Source organism: Parabacteroides sp. AM58-2XD (assembly GCF_003463685.1).
In the GTDB taxonomy this organism is placed as follows: Bacteria; Bacteroidota; Bacteroidia; order Bacteroidales; family Tannerellaceae; genus Parabacteroides; species Parabacteroides segnis.
Genome location: NZ_QSDP01000141.1, coordinates 1 through 12,975 on the forward strand (window position 1 = coordinate 1; position 12,975 = coordinate 12,975).

Sequence of the window (12,975 nt, forward strand, 5' to 3'; positions counted from 1 at the left end):
AAATCCGTACAATACATAATTATTTGAAGCTTGGTAACTAAAAATAATCATTTTGACGGAAAGAAGAAACACTCTTTTTACTTCAAACTACAAAATTTAAACAGGCTCTATACCTTTTTAACAAAAAAACAAAAAGTCCCATATTTGTCTGATTCAGAACAAATATGGGACCTATAATAGGGTAAAATAGCGTTTTACTTCTTCAAAGCGGCAATGCTTTCTTCGATCGACTTGATCTTGCTTTCGGCATCCGCCTGTTTCTTGCGTTCCATTTCGATCACTTTTGCAGGAGCTTTGCTTACAAAACTTTCGTTACTTAGCTTCTTCTGTACGGAAGCAAGGAACCCCTGCTGGTATTTCAGTTCTTCAGCCAGTTTTGCCAATTCTTCTTCCACATTGATCATATTGCCCAGAGGAACAGCATATTCAGTTGTACGAACCAGGAAAGAAACAGCACCGGCCGCTTTATCGTCAGTCTTTGTAAATTCAGACAGGTTACACATCTTGGCAATAACCGGATTGAAAGCATCATTATGATCGCCTAAAACCTGTAAAGCCAATGTATCCTTGTTCGGAATATTTTTCTGCAAACGAATAGTACGGACACCGCTAACAATTTCTTTCACTACATCAAAAGCATCCAGGTAGGCGTTATCGACCGGAGCTACTTCCGGCATCAAAGCCACCATCAAACTTTCACCTTCCTTGCGCGGTTCCAATGCCTGCCACAATTCTTCCGTAATGAACGGCATGAACGGGTGAAGCAAACGAAGCAAGGCATCGAAGAAACCGAGTGTCGCATCGTAAGTCACCTTATCGATCGGCAACTGATAACCCGGCTTGATCATTTCCAGATACCAGGAAGAAAATTCGTCCCAAAACAATTTATAGATCATCATCATTGCCTCACTCAAACGGTATTTGCTGAACAGGTCGTCCACTTCGGCAATCGTCTTGTCCAACTGCATCTTAAACCACTTAACAGCAGTTGCCGATGCTTCCGGCTGTGGGATCTTATCATCTACCGTCCAACCTTTGATCAGACGGAAGGCATTCCATATCTTATTATTAAAATTACGTCCTTGTTCACACAATGCCTCATCGAAAGGAATATCGTTACCGGCAGGTGCAGCCATCATCAGCCCCATACGGACCCCATCGGCTCCATACTGTTCGATCAGCAGCAGCGGATCGGGAGAGTTTCCTAATGATTTCGACATCTTACGTCCCAGTTTGTCACGAACGATACCGGTAAAGTACACATTCTTGAACGGCATATCTTTACGGTATTCATAACCAGCCATAATCATACGGGCAACCCAGAAGAAGATAATATCCGGTCCTGTCACCAGGTCGCTGGTCGGATAGTAGTAATTGATTTCTTCGTTATCCGGATTATTGATACCGTCAAACAAAGAGATCGGCCACAACCAGGAAGAAAACCAGGTATCCAGACAGTCGTCATCCTGACGCAGATCGGCCATTGTCAATGCCGGATTCTTCTCTTTTGCCAGTTCCAATGCTTTTTCTGCTGTCTCGGCTACTACATAACCACCTTCCGGCAGATAATAAGCCGGGATACGGTGTCCCCACCATAACTGACGACTGATACACCAGTCCTTGATGTTTTCCATCCAGTGACGGTATGTATTCTTGAACTTAGGCGGATAGAATTTAAGTTCGTCATTCATAACCGGTTCCAAAGCAATCTGAGCCAGATGTTCCATTTTCAGAAACCACTGCATAGACAACTTCGGTTCGATAGGAACGTTTGTACGTTCAGAATAACCGACTTTGTTTTCATATGCTTCTACTTTTTCCAGCAGGCCGGCTGCTTCCAAATCTTTCTCGATCTGCTCACGAACATCAAAACGATCCATACCGATATATAAACCGGCTGCTTCGCTCAATGTACCGTTATCGTTGAAAATATCGATAGATGGCAAGTTGTATTTCTCACCCAGCATATAGTCATTTACGTCATGCGCCGGAGTTACCTTCAGACAACCTGTACCGAATTCGATATCTACATAATCGTCTTCGATAACCGGGATCACGCGGTTTACCAGTGGAACGATTACCTTCTTACCTCTCAGGTGCTGGTTCTTCGGGTCGTTCGGATTGATACACATGGCAGTATCGCCCATGATCGTTTCCGGACGGGTGGTTGCAACAACAGCATAACCGTCTTCACCTTCGATCTTATAACGGAGATAATATAATTTACTATGTTCTTCCTTATAAATTACTTCTTCATCGGAAAGAGCAGTCAGAGCTTTCGGATCCCAGTTTACCATACGTACACCGCGATAGATCAGTCCTTTTTCAAACAGGTCTACGAATACTTTCAATACGCTTTCCGAACGTTTTTCGTCCATCGTGAAAGCCGTACGGTCCCAATCGCAGGAAGCACCCAGTTTGCGCAACTGTTTCAGGATAATACCTCCATGTTCTTCTTTCCATTCCCAGGCATGTTTCAAAAATTCGTCGCGGGTCAGGTCCGTTTTCTTGATGCCCTGCTGAGCCAGTCTGTTTACAACCTTCGCTTCAGTAGCGATAGAAGCATGGTCGGTGCCCGGTACCCAACAAGCATTTTTCCCAAGCATGCGGGCACGACGGATCAGGATATCCTGAATGGTATTGTTAAGCATGTGTCCCATATGAAGTACGCCGGTGACGTTAGGGGGCGGAATGACGATTGTATACGGCTCACGGCCGTCTGGTTTCGACTTGAAGAAGCCGTTATCCAACCAATACTGATACCACTTTCCCTCTACTTCGGCGGGGTTGTACTTACTTGCAATTTCCATATTGTTTTGTTCTAATTATATCCTTATTAAACATAGGCCAACCAGCCTGTTATTTTTGATTTGCAAAGGTACAAAAAATATTATCATATAGCATGTTCCGCCTATAAAATCAGGATACATCAATCGTTGATCCCTACACCGAACTGCGTCTGTTGCCTTTCAACATCTTTCACTTTCAATTGATTTAATTCTTTACGTAAACGTTCGTTCTCCCTTTCCAGATCACTTTTGTTAATGGAAAGATTAACTACAGAGCGGGATTGTCCGGATAAGGATAACTCTTTCTGTGAGAAAACTTCTTTTTGATCATTTGCTACACTTTCAAACTCTAGTATCCCCTCCAACGGACGTGACTGCCCCGGATTTTGCATGGAAGCACTGATTTTGATTTTACCCGACTTTGTTGTCGATTGTACCAGGACCGGAGCAGAACCCCAAACGACCGGACACGGATTGGTATCCACGGAAGCATCTCCCAGCAAACGTCCCTCACCTGCTATCTCAAACCGGATAACTGAATTATTCAAACGTTTTACCGTTCCGCGCTTATCTACGATTTCGGCAATAACAGTTACCACATCGGAGCCATCCGCTTTCAAAGGAACCTGCTCATTGTCCAGACGAAGAGAAATATGATCAGCCTGACCGGACGGATAGCGTTTATCACTCACTACAACTTTCCCGTCTATCAATCCCTCGGCCAGCAGATACGCATCATCCTGCCTTCCCGAACGTGCCATCGCTTTCCATTCCATAAAATGAAATGCATCCGCAAAAGTTATTATAGGAGACGGCATGCCTTTATGATCAGGATCTTTCTTATAAATATATTCTTTTCCACTCTTGAAGACTGTTAAACGTACTTCATCACAATTGGAATACACAGTCACATCTTTCGGTGAAAAAGGTGTAAGTTCATGTGCTATATAGATCATCGGTCCATTATCCGCAATCAAATCGCTTTTTTCCGGAGAACGCTGCGACATAAACATATAATAAGACGCTTTCGGCTGGCGAAAAGCATCCATAATTCCGCCATAAAAAGGATCGGCATGATAACCGCGCTGATGATCGAACGAATGCCAGAAACAGGCACCGACAATCTGGTCGGGTTTATTGCAGATCGTTTCATAACATAAAACCGGATAATCCTTTACATAAGACGGATTCGCATAATGCTCCGCCTGAAGCAGCATCGGTACTTCTCCCCATCCCCGTGCCACACGGCTATCCGAGTTCTGGGCATTCCAATCGTCGACATTATCTCCCCATTCACGAATGAAATAGGTTTTATCTGTCCGTAATTTCGATTCGATCGGACGCAATAACAAGGAATAATAATGATCTCCAGCCGCCCCGTCATCACAAGCCGCAATACTATAAGGATACGGATATTCTTCCAGGCAAATATCCAATGCCTTTTTGGCAAAATCCTCCGGATAATGCGTCTCATTCAGGATTGGTTCCCAAAAGAACAAAGAAGCATGATTACGATGTATACGGATCATATTCCGTATATCCGAATAAAGGCGTTCTCCAAAGACCGGTTCTTTATTCCAGAATTGCCAACCCGGAACTTCAACCAGCGCAAACAAACCTAATTCATCACAGGCATCCATAAAAGCCGGGTCTATCACATAATGGGTTCGAATAACCTTCAAACCCGCATCACGCAACTTCTTAGCATCCCTCCACTGCATCGAATTCGGTAAAGCATTACCTAAAACGGCAAAATCCTGATGCCGGTTCGTCCCCATTATCTTTCCTTCGTAAGGTTTGCCGTTTATCCACAGGCCTTCCGTTTGCCTGAATTCTATACTTCTGATACCCACTCTCTGACGATAACCGTCCACAACCTGGTCATTAGCTCCTTTGACCATCACTTCCAAATCATATAAATAAGGATGATCGGGACTCCATAAAGAAGGTGCGTTAATTTTCATTGAACCAACAGCATACGAAGCATTTCCCCTCTTCACAGTCAACTTCTTCGATACACGCTTGACAAGTTCACCTGATTTCTTTTTCAACTCAAAAGTAACCGTAACATTTTTATCGTTTGCCGAATTATTGCGGATATGGCTTTCAGGTTTACAAGGGCACTTTTTTCAGATACATCTGCGTAAGAAACGAACAAACCTCCTCCTGCCACTTCATCCTCATAATTCGCATTGGTTATAAACACGTCATTATGTGCAACCAGCCAACAATCACGGTAGATACCACCGAAATAAGTAAAGTCCAGTAGATTTTGCGGTTTACCGACCGGATAAGAAGGGTCATCGCTATTATCCGCTTTTACAGCTATCACATTCTCTTCACCCCATTTCAGAAAATTCGTTACATCCAGTATAACAGGCAAATATCCGCCATAATGCTTTTTTAACAACTGCCCGTTCACATAGATTTCACTTTTTCCCATGATCGCCTCGAAATGGATGAACAACTGTTTTCCTTTCAGATGTTCATCCGGAGTAAAACGTTTACGATACCAGGCAATACCCTGATAGTTGGCACAACCGCTGGCTTCCATCGGCAGATACTCCAATCCGTGCGGAACAGAAACAATCTCCCAGCCGGAATCATCAAAATTCACGGCATAAGGAGTTCCCTGTACATCACCTTTTATAAACCTCCATGCCAGATTCATGGAATAAACTTCACGGCCAGTATTGGGTAATTCATAAAAACCGGCAGTCGAGAATTCCGGTAACCCTAAGGCGGACAGATTTAATGTCAATACCCAAAATAGCAACACTAAAATATTCTTTTTCATAAAATAGTCTGTTATTAGAATCAATCATTTTTACATTTAGAAAGAAACCCCGAATCTTCTTCCGTAAATTCAGATCCGGGGTTCTCCAACCTAGTCATTAACCATCGTTACCAATCTTTATTCTGCACCAAATTCGGATTGTTATCTATTGCTTCCTGAGGAATCGGGAACAAATACATTTTATCATTCCAGAAACGTTCTTCTACAAACTTATTATCCATTGCATCACTGATAGCCTTCAAACGAGCTCCATATACTTTGCCGGATTTCACCTTATCGGCAATATGCCAACGAATAATATCGAAATAACGCAACCCCTCAAAGGCTGTTTCTATACGTCTTTCATGACGCAACTTTTCACGTAATACGGATTGAGAAGCCATTGCGATATCGGGCATCCCCGCCCGTTGACGGATCTGATTAATCAGAGCGACAGCTTCACCCAGATCCTGACTTAATTCAATCAAAGCTTCTGCCCGCATCAAAAGAACATCTCCATAACGTAGGATCGTCATATTCTTCTGACCACGTGTACGGTCTGCATATTCACCCTGCAAATCCACCCACTTTGTAACCAGAAAACCGGTCATATGCGTTTCTTTCTTCACATAATCCTTACTGTCCGGATCATCCACACCATAACGGGATAAAACATTCCCACCAACTTTCCATTCCCAATACGGCCACATGATCGTTGCTGCCAGACGAGGATCGCGGAAATCATATTCTCCGCGATGCGTTTCAGCCTCCGCATCTTTCCTTTTCTGGAAATATTCACACCCCAGAGATTCACATTCGGATACCGGATGACCGTTCACACATTCATAATCGTCCACCAACTCCTGCAACCCCAACACATGGGACCAACCGGCATAAATGGAAGAGGCCGGAGATAAGTTACGATTCAGTTCATGTACAACCAACGGAGAACTGTATTGATGTTCAAAAATCACTTCCTTATTGCTGGCATCAGCCTGTGGACGGAATAATTCTTCATAATTGGGGTGAAGTTCGTATTTCCCGGATTTGATTACCTCATTCGTATAATAAAGTACTTTTTCATAATTCTTCTCATACAGATAAACACGGGAAAGGAAAGCATTCACTACCTGTTTACTTACACGACCGCTTTCTGTTACGGATACCTTATCGATATTCGGCAGCACACCTTCTTCCAGTTCTTTCAGTACAAAATCCAATACTTCCTGTCGAGGTTGCCGGGACGTTTCACGAGCTTCTGCCACACTCAACGTCTTAGTGATCAAAGGCACATCCCCGAAAAAGAAAACCATATTGTAATAAACAAAGGCGCGAATAAAACGCACTTCCGCATTAAAACGAAGATATTCTTCTTCCGATATCAGGTTTCTTGCCTTCTCAATACCCTCCAATATGTAATTCAGCTTAGCAATAGAAGCATATTTCCATTCATCTTTAACCGCAGCGCTTTGGGTCGTATAAGTCCCGTTGCCAATCTCTTTGTATTTTGCTTCACGGTGTGTCGCATTGTCACTGATACAATCACGGAGCACCACTTCATTCGGACCATACACATATTGATAGGCTCCTTTCACCATCATTTCCGTCTGGTTTTTATCCCCCCACCATTGATCTTCGGAAATCTGATCCAAAGGAGGAGTGGTCAAGAAACTGTCACATGAAGAAACACCTAGCACCATCAGGGCTGCACATATATATATTTTTATTGATTTCATTTTTCCAGCTTTTTAAAATTGAACATTTAAACCAAATGAATATGTCCGGGCAAACGGATAAGATACGGATTTATCAGACTCCGGATCCATACCCGGCACAAAATCGGAAACAGTAAACAGATTATTAGCAGAGAAATAGATACAAACTCTGTCAAAACCTGCCGGTCTCAATATTTCACGCGGAATAGTATATCCAATCTGTAAATTCTTCATACGGAAATATCCGGCATTGATCATCCAGTAATCAGACTGCTGATAATTATGCGTTCCATCGTCCTTATTCAAAATACGCGGATATTTGGCTCCTGTATTTTCCGGTGTCCAGTAATCCAAATGATGTTCAAAAATGGAAGAATCATAAAACGGTCTGACAAAATTATCCATTATAATCCGGTCTTTCTGCCCGATCCCCTGGAAGAACATATTCAAATCAAAGTTCTTGTAATCAAATCCCAGATTCACACCATACAAGAAATGCGGGTTCGGATCACCTATCACAACACGGTCGTTAGCATCGATCTTATCATCTCCATTCTGGTTTTTATAACGTATATCACCGGCTGCCGTATTGGAATTCTGGAAAGGAGCATTGGCCACCTCTTCATCAGACTGGAATAACCCCATCGATTCGTATCCGTAAATAGAGTTATAAGGCAATCCGACTGCCGTATAAGTGTCGGAACCTTTCCACGGACCTGTATCCCCCAAGTCGATTACTTCATTCCGGTTATCCGACAAGTTACCCGATATACTATAACCAAAATCATTGATCCGGTCATTCCAACTTAAAGTCAACTCCCAACCTTTGTTACGCACCTCACCGATATTCATATTCGGTTTACCGAAACCATATTCCAACGGTACAGGCATTTCCAACAAAATATCTTTTGTATTTTTGATATAATAGTCGCCCGTAAAGTTTAAGCGACTGTTCAACATTTTAACATCCAGACCGAAGTTCAACATATCCGTATGTTCCCAGGTTAAATCCGTGTTTCCGATTGTTTTCAAAGATGCAATCTGCTGATAAGCATTATTCAGGATTAAACCACCTGTAGAGATCAATGTATAACTCGGATAAAGACCTAATCCTGTTGCACTACCGGTTTGCCCCCAAGACGCTCTGATCTTCAGATCATCCAAGTAATTATGTGTCCCTTCCATAAACGACTCCTGGGAAATTCTCCATGCACCGGCTACAGACGGGAAGGTAGACCAACGGCTTCCTTTCGCAAAACGGGAAGAAGCATCTGAACGCATACTTACAGATAAAATATATTTATTGTCGTAATCATAATTGATACGGCCGATAAAAGAAGCCAACGCCCAATGCTCACCGTTACCGTCATTACTCCAGTTATCCTTTGGTCCCGGATTCAACTCCCAGATAATATCGGTCGGATAGCCGGAACGGGCACCTTTCAGCCAGTCTGTATTTTCACTTTCCTGCTGGTAACCAGCCAGAATATCCAGGTTATGAACGCCAAAACTTTTCTTATAGTTCAACAAAGCCTGCAAATTATAGTAAGCGTTGTAATCACGACGATCGGTGAAAGAGTTCAGTCCGTTTTCAAACTCTTCCCCAGTGAAATAGTTTTTATAAAACGTCTTACGCCCCCTTGACTCTTCATTCTGGAATGTATATCTCACATTGGCAATACCGGTAAATTTCAATCCTTCGATAAATTCATAATCAAGCTTGAAAATACCCGAAGCTTCATGTCTGTTTGTCAACTTCTCTCCGCCTTCATACAGAGGAACTAGCGGATTAGTGAAGAAACCGGGATTATATCCGTATGTACCATCTGTATAATAAGCCACCATAGTCGGATCGGCAACAATCAATTGCTTATACAGGTCCTCCTGATTATTCAAAGCCTCCATATCTCTTAACTGATAACGCATATCAAAAGAAATTCCGAACTTTTTAGTAATCGTAATATCCGTACTGGAACGTACGTTGAATACATTTTGCTGTGTATTTGGGAAGACACCGGTCTGATGGTCGACACCGGCACTAACCAGATATCTCACCTTTTCCGTACCACCGGAAGCCTCCAGACCATGACGTGTAGTAACGCTGTTCTGTATCGCCAGGTCCAGCCAATTTGTATTCGGATAACGGTTCAGATCCGTACCGTTGGCAAACATGGCGATATCTTCATCCGAATAAACCGGAGCACGCCCCATATTCCTTTCCGCTTCATTTTTTATTCTTGCATATTCGGCAGAACTGATCGGTTTTGGCATATACATCGGTGTATTAACTCCGACCGATCCATTATAACGGAAAGTTGGCTTGCCCATCTTTCCACGTTTGGTTGTGATCAAAAGAACTCCGTTTGCGGCACGTGAACCGTAAATCGCAGCAGAAGCAGCATCTTTCAGGACATTGATACTTTCAATATCTTCCGGATTCAGAAAATTGAAGTCGGCAGGCACACCATCCACCAACACCAACGGACCACTGGTTTCGGATCTCAGCCTGGGCAACGTTTCTTTATCCGCTTCAGCAGTACTGGATTTCAGCATGGAAGAACCACGCAATTGAAGTGAAGGTGACTCGCCCGGTGCCCCTTTTGAAGTAACGCTCAAACCAGGAATTTGTCCCTGCAACGCCTCTCCTATCGTCTGGACCGGACGATTTTGTAACGCTTCCGCCTTAATTGTCGTCACGGCAGTAGCAATATTACCTTTGCGCTGTGTACCATAACCGACAACCACAACTTCATCCAGGTTCTGTGCATCTTCTTTTAATATGATTGCCCAGTTTTTTCTGTTTTTCACCGGAATCTGCTGTTCGACATAACCAATATAGGAAACCACCAAAATATCATTCTCCGAAGGTACTTCCAAACTAAAATTACCCTCCATATCAGTGATCGTACCCAAGTTCGTTCCTTTAACAAAAACATTAGCACCGATTACAGACAAACCGGTCTCATCGGTAACAAGACCTTTTACCACTTTGCCGGCCTGCTGTGTTATCGCAGCGTCCTGTGCATGTTTTGTGAGGACCACATAGCCATCATCAAAAACAAATGAAACACCGGACCCATCAAAAATAGTGTTCAGGCAATCGACAACAGTGTTTTTCCCTTTCTTTAAAGAAATTGTTTTATTTGCGTCAATCTCTCCTTTATTATAAACGAACATATAACCAGTCTCCTTTTCAACTTGCCTGATAAAGGCTCCGATCGTCATACGAGCGTTCGTAATATTCACTTTTGCAGTCTGCGAATTCACATTTGAAGCATAAGATGCCAAAATGCTGACAAACAGAAATAAGATTGAAATTCTCATAACATTAAAAAACTTCTTAAAGTGTTTTCTTTGAAATAAAAAGATTGACAAAGCATATTTTTCCATACCTTTGTAAAATTAAATGTTTAATACTTTTTTCGACTAAGAGTGTTAGATGTATGGCAGACAAGTGCTGGAACACTTGTCTGCTTTTTACATAAAAAGGCTTTCCTCATTTCTTCTAGATCATAGGCATTTATTTTTAAGGTTATACATACTTTCTTCTCTGTTTCTATCAGTTAAACCCTCCATGCCGGAAAGACCACTACAAACAAACTGAAATTAAATATAATTTAACACACAAATCATATTGTAAGATGTTTTATTCCAAATATTCGGCTATTTCGATCCCGCTGCCAACTCATCTTTCATAATAGTATGTAAGGTCGTACGAATGGCCGTCATAGACAATGCCACGACTCTATAACTGATATTTTCGATGTCAGGGTTTATTTACTGTAAAACAATCAGATTACGCTCATCATCCTTTGTATAAGTGAACGGATATACAATTTGTAATTTCCGTAAAACACTTTCCACTCCATCCCTTTGTCTGAATTTTCCGGTATAACGGAAGCTGCCCAGTTCCGTGTTCTTCACAACAATCGACACATCATAAAACAGTTCCAGTTTTTTGATAATATCTGTTAACAACATATCATCAAAAACAAATACGCCTTCTCGCCACGATAGAAAATCGGTATTCTCAAATAAGGCAACTTCCGATGAAGAATCCGACACTATAATTTGCTGCTGCGGACGTAGTGAAAAGGTACGGTTCCAGTCGTTTGCACAAGAAACGGAAACCGCTCCCTCAACCAAAGATGTAACAAAATATGCTTCCGCTTCATAAGCGCTTACATTAAATTTGGTTCCGGTTACCTGTATATCCATTTTGCTTGTCTTGACAACAAAAGGCTTCTCTTTATTCTTTTCCACTTCAAAAAAAGCTTCTCCTTGCAGTTCAACCTCCCGTTGCTTCAAATTAAAGCGTTCCGGATAGCGTAAAGTTGAATTGGCATTCAGCCAAACTTCCGTACCGTCGGCCAACAATACCCTGCACGTTGGCCGGGAGGTGTTGAAAACTCCTGATAACGGGCTAGTTCTTGTCTTCCTTCTCCCATATAAGTCATTAACAAATAGGTCGATAATACAGAAAATACCATGATAGCCGCATAGCCGGCTATTCTCCGCATATTAAAGAAGAACGCGCGCTTTTTTCTCAAATGAACAAACGAGCGATATTGCATATCAGAAGCAGGATACTCTTCCCGGGCCATAGAAACAAGTGCCGACAGATTTTGTATACCGGCTGCTTCTTTTTTCAATTCCGGATTTTCTCTTAATTGCTGAAAAAGAGTTAGTTTTTCTTCCGATGAAATATCTCCTGTCAAATATTTTGATAACAGATCATGCATATTTTTCTTCTATTTATAAAGTTAAAACCTTACCGGGAGACAGACCACTATAAACCGTCTTAAAATAAACATTAATTAACCAGGAACAAGAGCAAAGGCAAATAATCTTTCAGTGCTACACGTAGCTTTTTCAACGCAGTAACAATATGGTTTTCAACTGTATTGACAGATATTCCTAACTCATCCGATATTTCCTTATACTTCAGTCCCTCGATACGGCTTTTAATAAAAACCTCCCGGCAACGTTCCGGCAATGTATCCAAGGCCCTCTGAATTATTTCCTGCAATTCCTTTTCCGAATGATATGAATACTCCAGCGATTCCAACGCATATAATTTAAAGCCTAATTCTTCTTTCATCTGGGTATTATATTCCTCTTCGATAAGTTTATGGCGCAAGAAATTCAGACATCGGTTTTTGACCAGGGTAAACAAATAGGTAGTAAGTGTACAGGACAATTCAAGTTCATCTTTTCTCTCCCAAAGCACCAAAAAGACATCCTGTACAATATTTTCCACATCCTCATTTGCCGATATGTAATTCTTGGCAAATACTACCATCTTGGGATAGTACAGTTTATATATCTTTTCAAAATTGTTTTGGGGATAAACCATATCTAATTCTGTTAATTCTATACTTTAGCAAAAGTAACATATTATTCTAACTTTTAAACAATCGAGCAAGATTTATCACTTTTCTTTTCGCTCCCATGTGAATTTCAGGAACACTTTGCCAACACAACCTAGTCACTTTACTGATTGTTTCCCACTACAATGGGGATTATTCCCCTTTGTGGTGGGGATTATTCCCCTTTACAATGGGGAAAATTCCCCACGTAATAAAAAAATACCTTAGTTTGGCAGATAGAATTTCGATAAGATAAAAAAGATAGATTTGTAATATGTCAAACCATTGAAAGAAAGGAAGACAAAGAGTGAACCAGTAAAAAAATG

At 41.7% G+C, this 12,975-nt stretch carries 6 protein-coding genes and 1 pseudogene; all 7 read right to left on the bottom strand.

What is annotated here, in order from left to right:
• Nucleotides 1-194: 194 nt before the first annotated feature.
• The 7 genes and pseudogenes from DXA15_RS22840 to DXA15_RS22865 all read right to left on the bottom strand — a co-directional run bounded on the left by DXA15_RS22840 (nt 195) and on the right by DXA15_RS22865 (nt 12,636).
• On the bottom strand, nt 195-2,810 hold the full coding sequence (locus tag DXA15_RS22840; protein WP_128135559.1) for a valine--tRNA ligase: 2,616 nt from the start codon (nt 2,808-2,810) through the stop codon (nt 195-197).
• A 119-nt stretch (nt 2,811-2,929) separates the two neighbouring features.
• Nucleotides 2,930-5,586, bottom strand: a pseudogene (locus tag DXA15_RS22845) (sugar-binding domain-containing protein).
• 107 nt (nt 5,587-5,693) lie between these two features.
• The gene (locus tag DXA15_RS22850) at nt 5,694-7,301 is read right to left on the bottom strand and encodes a RagB/SusD family nutrient uptake outer membrane protein (protein ID WP_128135560.1); all 1,608 of its coding nucleotides are present in this window, start codon (nt 7,299-7,301) and stop codon (nt 5,694-5,696) included.
• A gap of 12 nt (nt 7,302-7,313) precedes the next feature.
• Nucleotides 7,314-10,604: a TonB-dependent receptor gene (locus tag DXA15_RS22855; RefSeq protein WP_233567558.1), complete on the bottom strand. Its 3,291-nt coding sequence runs from the start codon at nt 10,602-10,604 to the stop codon at nt 7,314-7,316.
• Between the two features lie 453 nt (nt 10,605-11,057).
• A complete protein-coding gene (locus DXA15_RS27290) occupies nt 11,058-11,657 on the bottom strand; it encodes a FecR domain-containing protein (RefSeq protein WP_233567559.1) in 600 nt (199 codons plus the stop codon).
• Nucleotides 11,627-12,022, bottom strand: coding sequence for a hypothetical protein (locus tag DXA15_RS27295; protein ID WP_233567560.1), 396 nt, complete (start codon nt 12,020-12,022; stop codon nt 11,627-11,629). Before DXA15_RS27295 ends, DXA15_RS27290 begins: the two co-directional genes overlap by 31 nt.
• A gap of 71 nt (nt 12,023-12,093) precedes the next feature.
• Complete coding sequence (locus DXA15_RS22865; protein ID WP_128135562.1) at nt 12,094-12,636, bottom strand: RNA polymerase sigma-70 factor; 543 nt, start codon at nt 12,634-12,636, stop codon at nt 12,094-12,096.
• Nucleotides 12,637-12,975: the final 339 nt, after the last annotated feature.

Excerpts from the sequence above, each read along its gene's own strand:
- DXA15_RS22840 (WP_128135559.1), bottom strand. The coding sequence starts at position 2,810 with ATGGAAATTGCAAGTAAGTACAACCCCGCCGAAGTAGAGGGAAAGTGG.
- DXA15_RS22850 (WP_128135560.1), bottom strand. The coding sequence starts at position 7,301 with ATGAAATCAATAAAAATATATATATGTGCAGCCCTGATGGTGCTAGGT.
- DXA15_RS22855 (WP_233567558.1), bottom strand. The coding sequence starts at position 10,604 with ATGAGAATTTCAATCTTATTTCTGTTTGTCAGCATTTTGGCATCTTAT.
- DXA15_RS27295 (WP_233567560.1), bottom strand. The coding sequence starts at position 12,022 with ATGCATGATCTGTTATCAAAATATTTGACAGGAGATATTTCATCGGAA.
- DXA15_RS22865 (WP_128135562.1), bottom strand. The coding sequence starts at position 12,636 with ATGGTTTATCCCCAAAACAATTTTGAAAAGATATATAAACTGTACTAT.